The following is an 18955-nucleotide window of genomic DNA, read 5'->3' as shown; positions in this document are numbered from 1 at the left end:
CAGGCAGTTTACCCGAATAACTGGCAATATTTCAATGTTCTTGCCGGTCTGGTAATTTGCATCCTACTAATTATAGAATAAAAACATTGTTTTTTTAGAAAGTACGATAATATATCCTTATATAAATAAAAATGAGTAGTTATAGATTGTGATGGAAAAGGCGGTGATTATGTAGTGTCCCGAAAATTTGTGGTTTTCTATGGATGTGAATGCCCATTATTGGAATTTGAAATGCATAAAAAGCCCATGTTACATGGGCTTGTGGAATTATTTGGCCTGTGGTGGAAATTATTCGATGTTTTGAATCTGTTCCCGCATTTGCTCGATCAGTACTTTCAACTCAATGGCTGATGCGGTGACGTCGGCGTTGATGGATTTCGAGGCAAGCGTGTTCGATTCGCGGTTGAATTCCTGCATCATGAAGTCGAGGCGGCGGCCGACGGCTTCTTCTTTTTTCAGGATTTTGTAGGTTTCTTTGACGTGAGCATCGAGGCGGTCGAGTTCTTCGGCGACGTCGACGCGCTGCGCCATCAGCACCAGCTCCTGCTCCAGACGGTTATTTTCCAACTGCACCTGCGCATCTTCCAGCTTGCTTTGCAGGCGTTCGCGCTGCCATAGCAGGACGTTCGGCATCTGGGCACGCACTTTGACGACTTCAGCGCTGACGCCAGCCAGACGCTGTTCGATCAGGGCTTTCAACGCGTTGCCTTCGCTTTCACGGGCGGCGATGAAGTCATCCAGCGCACCTTCCAGTGCTTTCAGCAGCTCAGTGCTGATGGTGTCCAGATCCTGCTCTTCTGCCAACATCACTCCCGGCCAGCGCAGAATATCGACCGGGTTGATTTCACCCTCATCGCTCTGCATTTTGACCCAGTTAGCGGCATTAACCAGCTGTTTAGCCAGTTTTTCGTTCAGGATCAACGCACTTTGTGCACTTGGATCGAGTTCAAAGCGCAGGTTGCATTCGATTTTGCCGCGGGTCAAACGGGCGCGGATGCGCTCACGTGCTACGGGTTCGAGGCTGCGGAATTGTTCCGGTAAACGAAGATAGGTTTCCAGATAGCGCTGGTTAACGGAACGCAGTTCCCAGGCTGCGCTTCCCCAGTTGCCCTTGATTTCTCGGCGGGCGTAAGCGGTCATGCTGCGAATCATTGGTGCATACCTGTAAAGCAAATGATGGAAAGGATTATAGCGTTGAGTATTGCGCAGGGGATAGGAAAAACCGTCCGTGGCGTGGCGTCTGTCGCGAGTCAGGCGGCGTAAAGCAGAGTCTCGTGTTGTCTGGCAATGTCTCGACATCGGTTTTTCATCATCTGTTTCAGTTGCAGTGTCGCCTGCGATTGTGGATTGTCGCGGCGGCTGATCAGCGTGACTTCAAAAGGCAGTGGCTGGTCGATAGGGACGATTTTTAGTTGGTCGGCATAGCGGCAAGCGGTGAAGAGATCGACGATACCCGCACCGCCGCCCGCGAGTACCATGTCGGCAATCACCGAGTAGGTTTTGATGTAGAGCGAAGCCGCCGGTTGCAGTGCCTTGTCGCGTAGCGCACGGTGTACCACCTGACCGAGCGGATCCTGATGCTGCATCATCAGCAAGTTATTGTTGCACAACCATTCCAGAGAAACCGGGCCATTTACTGGGCTATTTTTCGGCAGCAGGGCAACCATCGTGGACTGGAACAGCGGTTCTGCCAGCAACTCAGGCGGCACCTGCTGCCCAAAAATCAGCGCGAAATCGAGCTGGTTTTGCAGGATGTTCTGGCACAGCGTGCTGAAGTGTTCGGTTACCAGTTCGACGTTAACCGATGCGGCTTGCTTATGGAATTCCACCAGCGTTGGGGCAACGATCATCTGCCCGAACGCGTGTGCCGCGCCCAGCCGTACTGAGTGTGCTTTACTGGTTTTGATTTGTTCGGTAAGTGAGCTGATGCTTTGCAGATGGCTGAAAAGCTCCTGCACTTTCGGTATCAGACGCAGCCCTTCTTCGGTGGCGATCATTCCCTGTGTGCGACGTTCAAACAGGGAGAAACCAAGCTGTTGTTCCGCATGGTTAAGTACCCGGCTGACGTTGGGTTGTGAGACGTTGAGCAACCGGGCAGCACCGCTGATGGTGCCTGCCTGAACAATGGCCTGGAAGATTTCAATATGGCGTAATCGCATGAGTGCAGGCTCCGGCTGACGTTTTCTGGTGAACGTCGTATGAGTAATAACCAAAAGGTCTGCAATTATTACGCCAGATTATAAGTCCACGATGAATGGTCGATAGATAAGCGATGAGGAGACTTCGTGCACTATTTTGATGCCCAATAATGGTGCGTTTGCACCGATATTGGGCGATCTGGTTCTGTTTCGGCTGCTGACAACTTAACGATAGATATCGGCGACGGGTTCTTCCCCCACGTAGCCATAGCCGCGGTACATCCCTTCACTGTTGAACGGAAGAGCGATGTTGCCTTCTTTGTCGACGGCAATCATCCCGCCGCTGCCATCCATCCGTAGTAATTTTTCCATCACTACGCGGTCGCTGGCCTGTTGTAGCGTCATCCCGGCGTATTCCATCAGTGCCGAGACATCATAGGCAGCGACGGCGCGCATAAAGACTTCACCTGTGCCGGTGCAGGAAACTGCGACCGTCTGGTTATTGGCATAGCAGCCTGCGCCGATGATTGGGCTATCGCCCACGCGACCGGCCTGTTTGTTGGTCATGCCGCCCGTCGAGGTTGCCGCTGCGAGATTTCCTGCGCTATCGAGTGCGACTGCGCCGACAGTGCCGAATTTACGGTCGGGATCGATAGGGTCGGTCTGTCCGTCATGATCGAGGATGACACGGCCTGAACCCGCCTGCGCGTTGTGCAACTGCTGACGGCGTTCGTCGGTGGAGAAAAATGCAGGCTCAACCCTTTCCAGCCCATGCTGCTGGGCAAACGCTTCTGCGCCATCGGCGGTAAACATCACATGCTGGCTGGCTTCGAGTACAGTGCGCGCTGCCAGAATCGGGTTACGGATGTGGCTGACGCAGCTGACCGCACCGGCATCTAACGTCCGTCCATCCATGATGCTGGCGTCCAGTTCGTGGGTTTCCGCGTGGGTGAACACCGAACCGTGTCCAGCATTGAACAACGGGCACTCTTCCAGCAGGCGGACGGCTTCCGTCACGGCATCCAGCGCGCTGCCGTTTTCAGCCAGAATGCGTTGTCCACTGGCAACAATCTCGGACAGCGCTGCCAGATAACGTTGCTCTTTTTCAGCACTCATAGCTGAGCGGGTCAGCGCACCTGCGCCACCGTGGATCACAATCACGGGTTTCGTCATGCGATAAATTCTCTTTTCAGTCGGTTTACGCCCCAGAATAAGGGGCGGATAGACCGGAATCAGTTTTGCGTTGTCGCCAGATAGGAAAATGCACCCAGCAGGCTGGTAATTTCGCGCATGCTTTGCGCCGTATAACCGACGGTTATGGCATCCAAACGTTCAACGTTCGGCAGCAGACAGAATAGATCGGCGAGTACCGGTTTTGCCACCATCAACTCAAGACGGTAGGGAGCCTGAATCCGTGAATTCAACGAACGGTGTGCTTTTTCCACCGCCGCCTTTGCCGCGTCACGAATCACCTGGCGAGCCTGTTCGGTGCTGAGGGATTCTGCTGCGTGCTGTGAGATAGCGCGTTTAACGCAGGCGTAATCGGTATCGGGATAGTAGCGGGCAATCCAATTCTGGAGCGTGTCGTCGCCGCTGACCAGCCAGAGCGGCGTCTTCTGTTCCACACCTGCGGCGGCGTAGATGTCGCTTTCGCCCATGATTTCACCGTTGATGCGTACACGGTAGAACGCACGGCCGTTGATGGTGTGCGACAGCACGCCAAACTCGCCTGCGGCGCTGTGGTAGCCGATGAACATCAGGCCGTCGAACTGCTGCTGTTCCAACCCTTCTACCATCGAATAGCCGCGCGGTTTACCTTGCACCAGTCGGGCGCGTGCGTCGATATTCTCCGCTCGTAGGTTAACCATTGCCGCATGGCTGTCGGCGACCACCACTTCTGTTGCGCCACCCGCGAACGCGCCGTCGATGGCGGCATTCACTTCCTGTTCCATCAGGCCGCGTGCCAGCTGGTATTCAGCGGTGCCGGGGCTGCACTGTTCCGGGCGCATCACGCCTGCGATCCCTTCAATATCAGCGGAGATAAAAATTTTCATAATCAGTTTCCTACGGGAGAATGTCCTACGGAAGAGAGAGCCGCGGCCAGCTTATCCAACGCCTGTGGCAGCGTCGGGCGATGATGGCCGCGAAAGCCGGTAACGGCGTCAGCCTGAAGCATGGCGTCGAGCACGGCGTGTTCGGTCGCATCGGCGGCGGCGCTTAACAGCGGTTCAAGCTGTGCATCCTCCGGCGGTTGCGGTTGTGGACAGGTGGAGAACGCCACGGCGATGTCGCCGGAACCGTGTCCCCAGTAGCTGCCGAGCCGTCCCAGACCTGCACCCGCACGCTTGGCGATGCGTTTTAGCTGGCGAGCATCGAGCGGTGCATCCGTCGCCATGATAATGATGATCGATCCGGCGTCCTGCTGCGGTGCGAGCCCCGGCAAAAGGGGCGCGATGGCGTCTCCCATCTGTACGCCGTCCAGCGTCAGCGCGGAAAGCGTGCCGAAATTTGCCAGCACCAACACGCCGAGCGTGGCGTTTAATTCGGGAATCAGGCGTGATGCCGTGCCGATGCCGCCTTTCAGACTAAAGCAGCTCATGCCACGTCCAGCACCGACGCTGCCGCGTGCGAAGCTGTCCGTTGCACTCTCCAGCGCGTGCCGCGCCATGTGTTCCGTCACCGCCAGCGCCTGAATGTCGTTCAGCCAGCCGTCGTTGCACTCCAACGCCAGCGGGTTAACCGTGGGTAATGTGCGGCCGAGTTCAGGATTGCGGGAAATCGCGTCGCGCACCAGCGTGGTAAACAACGTGCCAGTTGCCAGAGTGTTGCTGAGCAGAATGGGCGTTTGCAGCAGCCCCAACTCCTCAATCTGCACCAGTCCAACGGGTTTGGCGAAGCCGTTCAGCACCGCTGCGCCGCAGGGCCGGGGCTGAGTGAACAGGTTTTCACCGGGCGGCACAATCGCGGTTACGCCGGTTTGCACTTCTCCCGCCGCCAGCGTGCAGTGGCCGATGCGTACGCCTGCCACATCGCTAATGCTGTTATGCGGCCCGCTGGCCGAGCGCGGCGTACCCAGTTGCCGCGTCGTTTTCCAGCGTTTTAGCAACAGCGTCTGCTGCTGCTGTTGATAATCGTGCATCGCCTTCCTCAGCTTTTCAGTTTGGGATCGAGCGTATCACGCAGTGCATCCCCGAGCAGGTTAAACGCCAGCACGGTGAAGAAAATCGCCAGACCGGGGAACACGCTAACGTGCCATGCACCTGCCATCATCAGGCTACGGCTCATCGCCAGAATGTTGCCCCATTCCGGTACGTCCGGCTCTGGGCCAAGGCCGATAAAGCTCAGTCCCGCGGCGGTCAGGATACTGGTGCCGATACGCATGGTGAAATAGACGATTACGTTAGGCAGCGTGCCGGGCAGAATGTGGCGCATCAGCACGATACGATCCGGCGCACCGGCGCAGCGTACCGCTTCTACATAGGCCGCCTGTTTCAGCGACAGCGTGGAGGCACGCACGATGCGGGCGAAGACCGGCACGCTGAAAACCGCCACGGCGATAATCACGTTATTCAGGCCAGGGCCGAGGATCGCGACGACCGCAATCGCCAGCAACATACCGGGGAAGGCGAACAGCACGTCGGAACCGCGCATGATCAGCGTATCCACCCAGCGGCCGTAGTAACCCGCCAGCAGGCCGAGTACGATGCCGACCAGCATTCCCAGCGTGACGGAGAAAACACCGATATATAACGAGATGCGAGCGCCGTAGATGATACGGCTCATCACATCACGCCCGAGATCGTCGGTGCCCATCCAGTGTGCTGCCGAAGGCGGCGAAGCCAGCGCCATCCAGTCAGGCTCCATCGGATTCCACGGGGCTAGCCACGGGGCGAAAACCGCGACCAGTACCAGCAGCAGGACGAAGCCGCTGGAAACCAGCGCCATCGGGTTACGGATAAAGACCTGAACGAAATCGCGCCACGGCGACCGTATCGTTTCTTCATCAAGCGTGGCAACGGCCACGACGGGATCGGAAGGGAGGTTCATCGTGTCTCCTAACGTAGGCGAATCGCCGGATTGACCACCGCGTACAGCAGGTCCACCAACAGGTTAATGACAATAAATTCAAACACGAACAGCATCACCAGCGCTTGAATGACCGGCTGATCCTGTGTCTTGATCGATTCAATCAGCAGCCAACCTAGTCCCGGCCAGCTAAACACGCTTTCGACCACAATGGAGCCACCGAGCAGGAAGCCGAATTGCAGCCCGAGCATGGTGATAACCGGGATCAGCGCGTTCCGCATCACGTGTTTCCAGGTGACTAGCCGATTACGCAGCCCCTTAGAGCGGGCGGTGCGCACGTAATCTTCTTGTGCGACTTCCAGAAACGCGGAGCGGGTAAAGCGTGCCATGACGGCGGCTACCGATGCCCCGAGCGTCAGCGCAGGCAGAATAATGTCGCTGGGCTGATTAAAGCCGCTGACGGAAAAGACGCCGAACGGCATGGCGACAAACTGAATCAGCAACAGGCCGAGCCAGAACGGTGGCATGGAAATCCCGCCGACCGCAAAGCTCATTAGCGTCCAGTCCTGCCATTTTCCCCGTTTGAGCGCGGAAACCACGCCGATCAGCAGACCAAGCAGAACTGACCAGACAAAACCCGCCAGCGCCAGCCACATGGTGGGCATGAAACTCTTGCTGATGACGTCGATGACCGGCTGCTGGGTGCGGTACGTTACACCCAGATCGCCGCTGAACAGTCCGCCGAGCCAGTGGACATACTGCTGCGGCAGCGGATCGTTCAACCCTAATTGCTGACGGGCGGTTTCCACCGCTTCAATAGTCGCGTCAGCGCCAGCGTAAATACGTGCCGGATCACCCGGCAGCAGTTTGATAAAACCGAACACTAACAGGGAGACCACCAGCAGAACCGGGATCATTTCCAGCAAACGTCGGACGATATAAGCAAACATGGCGTTCTCCCTGACCGATTACTTAAATTCAGCCTGATCGAAGATCAGTGAACCATCTGCCAGCATGTACACGCCATCGAGATTCTTGGTTTTGCCGACCACGTTGTCCGGCGAACCCAGGAAGACTACAGGCGCATCCTGCCAAATCTGGCGTTGTGCATCAGCGTAAGCGGCGGCACGTTTGTCTGTATCGGCAGTCGCCAACCCAGCGGTAATCGCTTTATCCGTTACCGGATTGCTGTAGTAGGAAACGTTGTAAGCAACCGGAACCCAGGATTCTGTAGCGAACAGTGGACGCAGCGCCCAGTCAGCATCGCCCGTAGATGGCGACCAGCCGTTATAGAACAGGTCAAATTCGGCTTCTTTTGGATCTTTCACGCCAAACAGTTTGGCGTTGCGCATCCCGGAATCCATCGGGGTGACGGTAACCTTGATGCCGACCTGTTCTAACTGTTGTTTGAAGAACTGCGCGCTACGGATGTAGTCGGTGCGATTCGTCGTCCACAGTTTCAGGCTCAGGCCGTTGGCGTAGCCCGCTTCTTTCAGCAGCGCCTTGGCTTTCTCTGGGTTATAGGTGTAGTTCGGTGAGCTCTGACGGGCAAAGAACTGCACGTCCGGTGCCATCGCTGAGGAGGCAGGAACGCCCATACCTGCAAAGCCGACTTTCAGCCAGATATCGCGGTTGATGGCGTAGTTAAGTGCCTGACGCACGCGGATATCGTTCAGTGGTGGGCGTAGGTTGTTCATTGCCAGCCAGAACTGATAAATACTTGGGTCGCGCTGAATCGCTAACTTGCTGTCGTTTTGTACGGTGCCAATCAGGTCAGAAGGCAACGGATACACGGCATCGACCTGGCCTGATTTCAGTGACGCCACGCGAGTGGAATCTTCCGGCGTCGGGTAGAAGGTCACGCTATCGACTTTCGGCCAGCCTTTCTGCCAGTAGTTGTCGAATTTCACCAGTTTTACGTCTTTACCCTGCTGCCATTCGGTGAATTTGAACGGGCCAGTACCGACGGGATGCACGCGCAGCTGTGCTTCATCTGGATATTTCTTCAGCGCTTCCGGGCTGTGCATCACGGCCGACGGGTGCGCCAGCGTGTTCACAAAGGCACCGAAGGATTTGTTCAGCTCGATTTTAACCTGCGTTGGCGACAGCACGGTGACGGTTTGCACCATGTTAAACAGGCTGTTGCGCTTTAAGCCTTTGCTCTGATCCGCCAGACGGTCGAGGTTGGCTTTAACGGCATCGGCGTTAAATGGTGTGCCGTCCTGGAAGGTGATGCCTTCACGTAGCGTAACGACAAACTCGGTGGCGGTGTCGTTGCTGGTGTAACCCGTCGCCAGACGCGGCACCAGCTTCATTTTGTTATCGAACTGGAACAGACGCTCGAAGATGCCGCTCTGAATGGAGTAGCTCAGTGTGTCCGACGTATCGTGCGGGTCGAGCCCGGTGATATCGGCATAGATGGAAATACGAAGGTCTTGCGCCTGGGCAACAGCAGCCAGACACAGTGAGAGCCCGAGGGCAACGGCAGAGCGGCGAACGAATGGCTTCATGGTTATCTCTCCTGGTCAGCAATGAACGTGTGTTGTGTTTATAAATATGTCGTGTTTTGTCGCTATTCTTTTGGAACTATATTTTTGTAACTACATCGTGCTTCAGGCAGCCGATTCGTTGTCGGCAACCCAGTGCTGCGGCGCAACCTCTCGGTAGCGCGTTTTGGCGACCACCTCACCTGCTTTACGCAAGGGGGAGGGGATTTCGCTGTCGTCAAACTGGCGTGCGCCGCGACGGGTTGGATCGGCAATCGGAACCGAGGCCAACAGGCGGCGGGTGTATGGATGCTGTGGGTCGTTAAACACCGACTGACGCGGGCCAATCTCCACAATCTGGCCGAGGTACATCACCGCGACGCGGTTCGCGATGCGTTCGACCACGGCCATATCGTGCGAGATGAAAATCCACGACACGCCGGTTTTCTTCTGGAGATCCATCATCAGGTTCACGACCTGCGCCTGAATCGACACATCGAGCGCCGAAACGGCTTCGTCAGCAATAATGACCTGCGGCTGCAACGCCATTGCTCGGGCAATCGCGATACGCTGACGTTGCCCGCCGGAAAATTCGTGTGGATAACGGCGCGCGTGTTCAGGCAGCAGCCCAACGCTTTTGAGCAGCGCCTGCACTTGCGGCGTCGCCTCTTCCAGCGATTTCACCAGCCCGTGCAGCAGCAGCGGTTCGGCGATGGTGAAGCCAACCGTCAGACGTGGATTGAGCGAGGCGTAGGGGTCTTGAAACACCATCTGCATTTCCCGACGTAGCGGCTGAAAATCACGCTCTTTCATCTGAGAAATTTCGTTGCCCTGAAAATGAATGCTCTCGGCTTCGCTCTGTACCAGACGCAGCAGGGCGCGTCCGGTGGTGGATTTGCCGCAGCCGCTTTCGCCAACGATAGCCAGCGTTTCGCCCGGCCAGACATTGAAATCGATCTGTTCTACCGCATGAACGTGATGGGTGATGGTGGAGAAAATCCCGCTACGCATGGGGTAATACACGCTCAGCCCACGAATATCTAACAGTGGCTCGGCATCATAACGCGCGGTGACCTGCTCACTTTCTTGCGGGTCGGCAGCCTGTCCCAACAGCGGGAAGCGCTTCGGCCACAGGCTATCGCGCATGTCGCCCAGTTTCGGTACGGCGGCCAGCAGCGACTGGGTATAAGGATGTTGCGGTGCAGCGAAAATCTGCTCAACAGTGCCTTGCTCTACGATCTCGCCGCGATACATCACGACCACGCGGTCGGCGATTTCCGCGACCACGCCCATATCGTGGGTGATAAACAGTACTGACATGTCGCTCTGCTGTTGCAGGTCACGCAGTATTTGCAGAATGCGAGCCTGCACGGTGACATCCAGCGCGGTGGTGGGTTCATCGGCAATTAATAGCTGCGGATCGCAGGCCAGCGCCTGAGCAATCATTACACGCTGGCGCATCCCGCCGGATAGTGAGTGCGGGTAGCTTTTCATCACGCGATCGACGTCAGCGATACGCACTTTATGTAGCAGCTCACGCGCTTTTTTGTCTGCGCTGGCGGCATCACAGATTTTGTGGTCAAGCAGGGCTTCCGTGAGCTGATCACCGACTTTCAGCACCGGATTGAGTGACGTCATCGGCTCCTGGAAAATCATGGCGAGATCGCGTCCGCGCAGCTTACGACGTGCTTCTGCTTTCATACTCAACAGGTCATGCTGCTTGCCGTCGCGTGCGGTGAAACGGAGTGCGCCGCGTTCGATGTTGGCAGAGTCTGCCAGCAGCCCCATCACGGCGAGTGACGTTACTGACTTGCCTGAACCACTTTCGCCGACCACGGCGACCACTTCCCCTTTATTAACGGTAAAGGAAATGCCTTTTAGCGCCTGATGCGTGCCGGAACGGCCGCTAAAGCTGACGCTCAGGTCGTCGATTTCCAGTACAGGTCGGGGGGCGTTACCGGGTGCTGTGGCGGCACCCGCGTGCATGATATCCGTCATGGTCACTCCGGTTGATGGTTTGATGGTTGCTTCGGTTAATAACGTCATAGCCAGATTCGGCCGAGGTTATAGGTCAGATAAGGCGAGCTATCGGCGGCTAGCCAGATTGGGCCGTCGAGATCGACATGCTCGGCATCCGCTGCAACCGGCAGCGCGGCTTCCATTGCCATCGATGAGCCCAGCGTGCAGCCAACCATAATGCGCAGGCCGTGAAAGTGGGCCTCACGCACCATTGCCAGTGCTTCGGTCAACCCGCCGCACTTGTCTAGCTTGATGTTGATCATGTCGTAACGACGGCGCAGCCCGACGATATCACCGCTGTGGCGGCAGCTTTCATCCGCACAGATAGGAATGGGATGGGCGAAACGCTGTAAATCCTCGTCCTTACCGACAGGAAGCGGTTGCTCAATCATCGCGACCTGATAAGGCAGCAGTGCGGTGGACAGGCTATGCAAATCCAGCCCGCTCCAGCTTGCTCTTGCATCGATAATCAATCTGGCATTGGGCGCGGCGGCACGAATAGCGGCGACTTTTTCCAGAATCAGTTCGCGATCCAGTTTGATTTTCAGCAGCAGTGCGCCGTGGGAAACGGCATTGGATGCGGCGGTGGCCATTTTCTCCACGCTGTCGAGCGCCAACGTTTGCGCACAGACCACAGACGTGGGGGGATGAATGCCAACGCGCTGCCACAGCGTCTGTTTTTCCAAGGCGGTGTTGAGCCGCCACAGTGCGCAGTCCAGCGCATTTCTGGCTGCACCCGGCGATAAATTCTGTTGGAGTTGTTCGATGGTGAGGCCGTTTTCTATCGCCTCACGGATCGCCGAGAGCTGGCGGCATACGCTGTCGGCGGACTCGCCATAATGTGCGGCTGGCGTACACTCGCCTTGTCCAATAAATCCTTTTTCTTCCAACGCGACGCGAATAACGGTAACTGCGTGACGCGTACCGTTCTCAGCCGCCATAGGACGGGCTAGTGGCAGATTGACGGTTTCAATTTGCATATGCCGCATCATGATTTTTTCTCATTCACGCTCAAGGGATGAACGGACTATTTCATGATGCATCATCACTGACGAATACTTGTTTATGAGTAGGGTATAACCTGAGGTTATAGCATAAGGATAAGGTATGGCTGGTGAAGAATTAACCGCTAGCGTTGCAAATTTATCGGTACTGGCGCAGGGTAAGATTAGGCAGCGCGCCGTGAAAACCGTATAATGCGCGCCAGTTTTCATTGACCCACCGGAGATGAGCCATGCGCCCAACAGGCCGAAGTGCACAGCAAGTACGCCCCCTTACATTCACCCGTCATTACACGAAACACGCCGAAGGTTCCGTTTTGGTCGAGTTTGGCGACACCAAAGTGTTATGCAATGCCACGGTAGAAGAGGGTGTTCCGCGCTTTCTGAAAGGCCAGGGGCAAGGATGGGTCACTGCCGAATACGGTATGCTGCCACGTGCGACGCACAGCCGTAACGCGCGTGAAGCCGCCAAAGGCAAGCAGGGCGGGCGGACGCTGGAGATTCAGCGCCTGATTGCTCGCTCCCTGCGTGCAGCAATTGATCTGAAAGTCCTTGGCGAATACACCATTACGCTTGACTGCGATGTCTTGCAGGCAGACGGCGGTACGCGTACGGCGTCTATCACCGGTGCCTGCGTGGCGCTGGCGGATGCGCTGAATCAGATGGTTGCCAACGGTAAGCTGAAAAAGAACCCGATGAAAGGCATGGTCGCGGCGGTTTCTGTCGGCATCGTTAAGGGCGAAGCGCTATGCGATTTGGAATACGTAGAAGATTCCGCTGCTGAAACCGACATGAATGTGGTCATGACTGAAGATGGCCGCATGGTTGAAGTGCAGGGGACCGCCGAAGGTGAGCCGTTCAGCCACGAAGAATTACTCACCCTGCTGGCGCTAGCCCGAGGGGGAATCGATACCATCGTTCAGGCGCAGAAAGCTGCCTTAGCCGATTGATTCTGATAAGCGACCAAATGGTCGCTTTTTTATACCCGTAATACTTCAAGTTGCATGTGCGTTGGCGATACTCGGCCCATCTTGAGCCTCGCCCTAGCAGGCCGCCGCAAGCGGCGTTCAAATCGGCTAAGCCGGTTTGTCCTCGCTCACCCCAGTCACTTACTGGTGTAAGCTCCTGGGGACTCCCTGCGTCGCCGCGTTATGCGGCCTTATGGCCTCACCCCTTCGGGGTCAGCGCAAGCGCTGTTCAAAAACGCCTTGCCGTTTTTGTCCTGCAACTCGAATTATTTAGGGTATATATAATGGTCAACAACGTGATTAACCCGTAAAACGAGGAGATGCCGTAATGAAAGCCTACCAGCGCCAGTTTATTGAGTTTGCACTCAGCAAGCAGGTATTGAAGTTCGGCGAATTTACCCTGAAATCCGGGCGTATTAGTCCCTATTTCTTTAACGCCGGGCTGTTTAATACCGGGCGCGACCTGGCCTTGCTGGGGCGCTTTTATGCGGCAGCGTTGGTTGATTCCGGTGTGGAATTCGATCTGCTGTTCGGACCTGCTTACAAAGGGATTCCGATTGCCACTACCGCAGCGGTAGCGCTGGCAGAACACCACGATCGCGACCTGCCTTACTGCTTTAACCGCAAAGAAGCCAAAGACCACGGCGAAGGCGGCAGTTTGGTCGGCAGCCCGTTGCAGGGCCGCGTGATGCTGGTGGATGACGTGATTACAGCAGGGACGGCGATTCGTGAGTCGATGGAGATCATCGGTGCGCACGGTGCGACGTTGGCCGGTGTAATGATTGCATTGGATCGTCAGGAGCGCGGTCGTGCCGATCTGTCTGCGATTCAGGAAGTTGAACGCGACTATCAGTGCAAGGTGATTTCGATTATTACGCTGAAGGATTTGATCGCTTATCTGGCAGAAAAACCAGAGATGGCGGCGCATCTGGATGCGGTGAAAGCCTATCGTGAGCAGTACGGGATTTAATGTTGTGAATCAGGATTCCGCCAGAAATATCTGGCGGAATCTTATCCCCGTCATACTTCAAGCTGCATGTGTGTTGGCTGCGATACTCGGCACACTTGCGTGTGCCTCGCCCCGCTGGGGCCGCTGCAAGCAGCGTTCAAATCTGCCTTTGGCAGATTTGTCACTCACCCGAATCACTTACCTGAGTAAGCTCATCGGGATGAAATGAGAGACATCCTGTCTCTCACCGAAGGCCAGCCGTTGGCTAGGCAAATTCGTTCCCGACGAATTTGTCCCTCTCTTGCCGCGTTACGATGCTCATGACTGAGCATCGCCCTAAAGGGTTAACGCTTCGCGCTATTCAAAACGAACACGTTTTGTCCTGCAACTCGAATTATTTAGGGTATAAACTAATAGGGGCGTTTAGTTAAGTTGTGCGGCCAAAAGCGGCCAGCGGGTGTCAAATTCTTGCGTCGGACGATAGCGGAATTCAGAGCGAATAAAGCGTGACAGCATCCCTTCGCAAAACGCTAACAGCTGGCTGGCCAGCAGCGTTTCATCATGCTGGAAACCTTTCCCGTCGCGTAGCTTATGCTCGCGCAATACCTGACGCAGCTGTGATTCAATACGCTCAAACAGCTGGTTAATACGCCCCTGCAAGCGATCCTGTTCAAACATCAGCGCATGCCCTGTCATGATACGAGTCAAACCTGGATTCCGTTCCGCAAATCCTAAAATAAGCAGCAAAATCAGACGAAGACGATTAAACGTTTCTTTTTCATCTTGCAGAATCAGGTTAATGCGGGTGGTTAGGCTATCCTCAATAAATTCAATCAGGCTATCAAACATCCGCGTTTTACTGGGGAAATGCCGATAGAGCGCCGCTTCGGACACGCCGACGTTCGCAGCCAGTTTTGCCGTAGTGATGCGTTGGCTACCGTCGCTGGATTCCAGCATCTGCGCCAGCGCCTGCAAAATTTCCTCGCGGCGATTCCTTTTCGTATTTTCTTTTTCTGCCATGTCTGAAAAGACCCTTGCTAAATATTGGACTGACAAGCACCCAGTAGTGCCACAGTCGCCATTCCCTTTTGGATAGGCGCTGCGGCTTATATGAATTCTTTACACTATGGGGTGGCTGGAGCGCGTTAGCTACGGCCGGAGTGGCCGAAGCCGCCTTCTCCACGTTCGCTGCCGACGAAATCTTCGACCAGATTGAATTCAGCCTGAACGACGGGCACAAAAACCATCTGCGCGATGCGTTCACCCGGTTCAACCGTAAACGTTTGTTGTCCACGGTTCCAAACGGAAACCATCAGTTGTCCCTGGTAGTCCGAATCAATCAGCCCAACCAGATTCCCCAGCACGACACCGTGCTTGTGACCCAATCCAGAACGAGGAAGGATAACCGCCGCCAGTCCGGTGTCGGCAATGTGAATCGCCAGCCCGGTTGGAATCAGGGTCGTTTCCCCTGCTTTGAGTTCAATTGCCTGATCCAGACAAGCACGCAGATCGAGCCCAGCAGAGCCCGGTGTAGCGTAGGTTGGTAACGGAAATTGCTGCCCAACGCGTGGGTCAACAATCTTAACGTCGATTTTTTTCATCATAACGGCTGATAATCTCGTCGATTAATTTTTGGCCAAGAAGACGCTTGTCGCACTGCGGCAACGGCGTGTTTCCACCTTGCCAAAAAAGGTGTAACGCATTGGTTTCACTGTTAAAACCATGCCCGGAAAGAGAGACGTTGTTTGCGCAAATCAGGTCCAGCTTTTTACGTGCCAGTTTTTGCCGAGCGTATTCTTCCACATTCTGGGTTTCGGCAGCAAACCCGACAACATAAGGACGATTTTTCGTCATTGCTGCGACACCAGCGATAATATCTGGATTTTTGACCAGAGTGAGAGTCATTTCATCACCCTGCTGATTCTGTTTTTTAATCTTTTCGTCAGCGATGTGTTTGGCGCGATAGTCTGCCACCGCAGCACAGCCGATAACAATCTGCTGCTGCGCCGCGTGTTCCATCACCGCGTGTTCCATCTCCAGCGCGCTGCCGACATCAATACGCGTGACGCCCTGCGGTGTAGCAAGCGAGACGGGGCCGCTTACCAGTGTGACGTTAGCGCCACGAGCGGCAGCGGCCTGCGCGATAGCAAAGCCCATTTTCCCAGAGCTGTGGTTAGTGATGAAGCGAACCGGATCCAGCGCTTCTCTCGTAGGCCCGGCGGTGACCAGAATGTTCAGATGTTGCAGATCGTTGATGGCAGAAAAATGACGCTGCGCCAGCCCAACAATGTTCATCGGGTCGATCATGCGGCCCGGCCCAACATCGCCACACGCCTGACTGCCGCTATCTGGCCCCCAGATCGGTAAACCTCGTGCTGCCAGCGTGCGCAAGTTGTCCTGCGTAGGCTCTGCGCGATACATCTGCTGATTCATCGCAGGGACAACGGCGATAGGGGCAGATGTTGCCAGGCAAATAGTGGTCAGCAGGTCGTTCGCCATGCCAGCGGCGACTCGAGCGATCAGGTCGGCGGTGGCCGGGGCAAGAATGACTAAATCAGCCCATTTCCCCAGCTCAATGTGACCCATTGAGGCTTCTGCTGCGGGGTCAAGCAGATCGTCTGATACGGGGTAGCCAGAGACGGCTTGTAGCGTCAGTGGAGTGATGAAAGCTTTAGCGGCAGATGTCATGACAACTCGTACGTCGGCTCCGCCATCGCGCAGGCGCCGCACCAGTTCCGGGCACTTGTACGCCGCGATACCGCCGCTGATACCGAGCACGATCCGTTTGCCGGAGAGTGCATTCAGGCTGGAAAATTCCGTCATCATCATGGTCCGATTGAAAGTCAGAAGAGGCGCCATTTTACCATAATCTTGAGGCCAGATAGGAATCTTAAGGTCGTTGCTGTGGTTTCTCTAAGAAGATTGCGAAGCGCTTCGCAGCCTTTTATCGCCGATATCGCCCTGTTTTTGCGGGCGTGACATGATGCCGTCGAGCGGTACAGGGAGAGACTGATGGGTTGGGAAAAGGGATTGGCACCGCGTGAAAAACTGGTGCGTTTAGGTGCGGAATCACTGACGGATGCCGAACTGTTGGCGATTTTTTTACGCACAGGGTTACCCGGTGTGCATGTGATGCAGTTGGCAGAGAATTTGTTGGCACAGTTTGGGTCGTTATATCAACTGATGACGGCCGAGCAGTCCGCGTTCCATAACGCCAGAGGGGTAGGGATATCAAAATATACGCAAATCAAGGCGATCGCAGAACTGTCGCGGCGGCTGTTTTTCTCTCGTCTGGCGAAAGAAGATGCCATGCTGAACCCGGAAATGACGGGGCAATATTTGCAGTTGCTATTGTCGCGACGTGAACGCGAGGTCTTCTTAGTTCTGTTTTTAGACAATCAGCATCACGTTATTCGCCATCAGGAGATGTTTGTTGGTACGATTAGCAGTGTGGAAGTGCACCCACGTGAAATTGTGCGTGAAGCGCTAAAGGCGAATGCCGCTGCGCTGATTTTGGCGCATAATCACCCGTCGGGAAAAGCGGAGCCGAGTCAGGCTGACCGTGCGATAACCGAACAGATTGTCAAAGCGTGCCTGTTAATGGAGATCCGCGTGCTCGATCATTTAGTCATTGGGCATGGTGAATACGTTTCTTTTGCCGAGCGCGGTTGGATTTGACAGATATTTCCGCGATCCAATGGGATCTTTAGCTGTTCGGGACTTGAGCACTTACGCTTCAGAGCGTATACTACGCCACCTTTGAGAATCTTGGGTGTGGCGTTAAGAGCCTATCTCAGCAGGTTTATCCTGATGACAGAGTCTTTTCAGTGAAGTTGCTGAGATGGGCTCTAAAGCCTGACGAGGCGGCCAAACCCTATACGAAGCTCGAGCTGATTTGATTTTTGGAGAATAGACATGTCCCGAGTCTGCCAAGTTACTGGCAAGCGTCCGGTGGCCGGGAACAACCGTTCCCACGCACTGAATGCGACCAAACGCCGTTTTCTGCCGAACCTGCATTCACACCGTTTTTGGGTTGAAGGCGAGAAGCGCTTTGTAACACTGCGTGTATCTGCTAAAGGTATGCGTGTTATTGACAAGAAGGGTATTGAGACGGTTTTGGCCGATCTACGTGCCCGTGGTGAAAAGTATTAAGGAACTGAATCATGGCTAAGGGTGTTCGCGAGAAGATCAAGCTTGTTTCTTCTGCTGGTACTGGTCACTTCTATACCACTACGAAGAACAAACGTACTAAGCCGGAAAAATTGGAACTGAAGAAATTCGATCCAGTTGTCCGTCAGCACGTTCTCTACAAAGAAGCTAAAATTAAGTAATTTTTGCTCCTTTATGAAAAACCCAGCCTTGGCTGGGTTTTTTTTTGGCATTTGTCCGTCAGGCACGTGTCGATTTGTCTTAACTGATTTGTTTTAATCGCTGTGGGTAAAATATGTCAGCGATAGCGTTGTTTCCCTTCGCATCCCCTGTCTTGCGGGTCGTCACTGATGGTATCCTTTTGTTTATGCTAATGTAGCCACCTTTATCAGGAGACGCGCATGCCTGAATTACCTGAGGTTGAAACCAGTCGTCGGGGTATTTCACCGTATCTCGTTGGTCATACCATCCTTTACGCGGAAGTGAGGAACGCGCGCCTGCGCTGGCCAGTATCGGCTGAGATTCTTTCACTGAGCGATGAGCCAGTGCTAAGCGTGCGCCGGCGGGCGAAGTATCTGTTAATTGAACTTACACATGGCTGGATTATCGTGCATCTCGGCATGTCTGGTAGCTTGCGGGTGCTGCCGGAATATAGCGAGCCGGAAAAGCACGATCACGTCGATTTGGTGATGGACAGCGGTAAGGTGCTGCGTTACACCGACCCTCGGCGTTTTGGTGCCTGGCTGTGGACGGATAACCTCGAAACCAGCTCGGTATTGGCGCATCTGGGGCCGGAACCGTTAGAGGCGGAATTCTCTGCAGATTACCTTTATCAGGCGTCACGCGGTAAAAAAACAGCAATCAAGCAGTGGATTATGGATAACAAAGTAGTAGTTGGCGTAGGTAATATTTACGCGAGCGAATCGCTGTTTGCTGCGGGTATCCACCCTGACAGAGCTACCGGATCGTTAAATGAAAACGATGCAGCCGTATTGGTTCGCGTGATTAAACAGGTATTACAGCTTTCGATTGAGCAGGGTGGCACGACGCTGCGTGACTTTTTGCAATCAGATGGCAAACCCGGTTATTTCGCGCAGGAGCTGCGAGTCTATGGTCGTAATGGTGAACCTTGTCGGACATGTGGCACGCCGATAGAAACCGCGAAACATGGGCAGCGCAGTACATTTTTTTGCCGTCGCTGTCAGCGTTAATACTATTT

At 55.0% G+C, this 18955-nt stretch carries 19 protein-coding genes; 6 read left to right on the top strand and 13 right to left on the bottom strand.

Annotated features, from left to right (window positions below; translation table 11 throughout):
• Positions 1-288: 288 nt before the first annotated feature.
• The 10 genes from A0G03_RS12725 to ycjG all read right to left on the bottom strand — a co-directional run bounded on the left by A0G03_RS12725 (position 289) and on the right by ycjG (position 11658).
• Positions 289-1152, bottom strand: a complete 864-nt coding sequence (locus A0G03_RS12725) for a YicC/YloC family endoribonuclease (RefSeq protein WP_048258218.1) — start codon at positions 1150-1152, stop codon at positions 289-291.
• Between the two features lie 98 nt (positions 1153-1250).
• A complete protein-coding gene (locus A0G03_RS12720; RefSeq protein ID WP_043134888.1) occupies positions 1251-2159 on the bottom strand; it encodes a LysR family transcriptional regulator in 909 nt (302 codons plus the stop codon).
• Between the two features lie 204 nt (positions 2160-2363).
• Entirely contained in the window at positions 2364-3311 is a 948-nt protein-coding gene (locus tag A0G03_RS12715) for an isoaspartyl peptidase/L-asparaginase family protein (protein WP_048258219.1), read from the bottom strand.
• Positions 3312-3370: 59 nt separating this feature from the next.
• Positions 3371-4192: a M55 family metallopeptidase gene (locus A0G03_RS12710; protein WP_048258220.1), complete on the bottom strand. Its 822-nt coding sequence runs from the start codon at positions 4190-4192 to the stop codon at positions 3371-3373.
• Between the two features lie 2 nt (positions 4193-4194).
• Positions 4195-5277: a DmpA family aminopeptidase gene (locus tag A0G03_RS12705; protein ID WP_048258221.1), complete on the bottom strand. Its 1083-nt coding sequence runs from the start codon at positions 5275-5277 to the stop codon at positions 4195-4197.
• A gap of 8 nt (positions 5278-5285) precedes the next feature.
• Complete coding sequence (locus A0G03_RS12700; RefSeq protein WP_048258222.1) at positions 5286-6185, bottom strand: ABC transporter permease subunit; 900 nt, start codon at positions 6183-6185, stop codon at positions 5286-5288.
• An 8-nt stretch (positions 6186-6193) separates the two neighbouring features.
• Entirely contained in the window at positions 6194-7114 is a 921-nt protein-coding gene (locus A0G03_RS12695) for an ABC transporter permease (protein ID WP_011091779.1), read from the bottom strand.
• An 18-nt stretch (positions 7115-7132) separates the two neighbouring features.
• Positions 7133-8674 carry a glutathione ABC transporter substrate-binding protein gene (locus A0G03_RS12690; protein WP_048258223.1) on the bottom strand — a complete coding sequence of 514 codons (1542 nt, stop codon included), beginning with the start codon at positions 8672-8674 and terminating at the stop codon, positions 7133-7135.
• 102 nt (positions 8675-8776) lie between these two features.
• Positions 8777-10648: an ABC transporter ATP-binding protein gene (locus tag A0G03_RS12685; RefSeq protein ID WP_048258297.1), complete on the bottom strand. Its 1872-nt coding sequence runs from the start codon at positions 10646-10648 to the stop codon at positions 8777-8779.
• Between the two features lie 44 nt (positions 10649-10692).
• Entirely contained in the window at positions 10693-11658 is a 966-nt protein-coding gene (gene ycjG, locus A0G03_RS12680; RefSeq protein ID WP_173361615.1) for an L-Ala-D/L-Glu epimerase, read from the bottom strand.
• 245 nt (positions 11659-11903) lie between these two features.
• On the opposite strand from ycjG, the gene rph reads away from it, so the two are divergent.
• On the top strand, positions 11904-12620 hold the full coding sequence (rph, locus tag A0G03_RS12675; protein ID WP_011091783.1) for a ribonuclease PH: 717 nt from the start codon (positions 11904-11906) through the stop codon (positions 12618-12620).
• A 346-nt stretch (positions 12621-12966) separates the two neighbouring features.
• The gene (pyrE, locus tag A0G03_RS12670) at positions 12967-13608 is read left to right on the top strand and encodes an orotate phosphoribosyltransferase (RefSeq protein WP_011091784.1); all 642 of its coding nucleotides are present in this window, start codon (positions 12967-12969) and stop codon (positions 13606-13608) included.
• A gap of 402 nt (positions 13609-14010) precedes the next feature.
• On the opposite strand, the gene slmA is transcribed toward pyrE, so the two are convergent.
• The 3 genes from slmA to coaBC all read right to left on the bottom strand — a co-directional run bounded on the left by slmA (position 14011) and on the right by coaBC (position 16446).
• Complete coding sequence (gene slmA, locus A0G03_RS12665; RefSeq protein WP_005967978.1) at positions 14011-14607, bottom strand: nucleoid occlusion factor SlmA; 597 nt, start codon at positions 14605-14607, stop codon at positions 14011-14013.
• A 125-nt stretch (positions 14608-14732) separates the two neighbouring features.
• On the bottom strand, positions 14733-15191 hold the full coding sequence (dut, locus tag A0G03_RS12660) for a dUTP diphosphatase (RefSeq protein WP_010285710.1): 459 nt from the start codon (positions 15189-15191) through the stop codon (positions 14733-14735).
• On the bottom strand, positions 15169-16446 hold the full coding sequence (coaBC, locus tag A0G03_RS12655; protein ID WP_397241252.1) for a bifunctional phosphopantothenoylcysteine decarboxylase/phosphopantothenate--cysteine ligase CoaBC: 1278 nt from the start codon (positions 16444-16446) through the stop codon (positions 15169-15171). The genes dut and coaBC overlap by 23 nt, the downstream gene beginning before the upstream one ends.
• Positions 16447-16599: 153 nt before the next feature.
• Between coaBC and radC the strand changes: the two genes are divergently transcribed.
• The 4 genes from radC (at position 16600) to mutM (ending at position 18947) form a co-directional block, all read left to right on the top strand.
• Positions 16600-17265 carry a RadC family protein gene (gene radC / locus A0G03_RS12650; RefSeq protein ID WP_048258224.1) on the top strand — a complete coding sequence of 222 codons (666 nt, stop codon included), beginning with the start codon at positions 16600-16602 and terminating at the stop codon, positions 17263-17265.
• Between the two features lie 237 nt (positions 17266-17502).
• A complete protein-coding gene (gene rpmB / locus A0G03_RS12645) occupies positions 17503-17739 on the top strand; it encodes a 50S ribosomal protein L28 (protein WP_005967968.1) in 237 nt (78 codons plus the stop codon).
• 11 nt (positions 17740-17750) lie between these two features.
• Positions 17751-17918, top strand: coding sequence for a 50S ribosomal protein L33 (rpmG, locus tag A0G03_RS12640; protein WP_002208990.1), 168 nt, complete (start codon positions 17751-17753; stop codon positions 17916-17918).
• A gap of 219 nt (positions 17919-18137) precedes the next feature.
• Positions 18138-18947, top strand: a complete 810-nt coding sequence (mutM, locus tag A0G03_RS12635; RefSeq protein WP_048258225.1) for a bifunctional DNA-formamidopyrimidine glycosylase/DNA-(apurinic or apyrimidinic site) lyase — start codon at positions 18138-18140, stop codon at positions 18945-18947.
• Positions 18948-18955 lie beyond the last annotated feature (8 nt).

This window comes from Pectobacterium peruviense, assembly GCF_002847345.1.
Lineage (GTDB): Bacteria > Pseudomonadota > Gammaproteobacteria > Enterobacterales > Enterobacteriaceae > Pectobacterium > Pectobacterium peruviense.
This window is presented reverse-complemented; position numbering and strand designations above follow the sequence as displayed.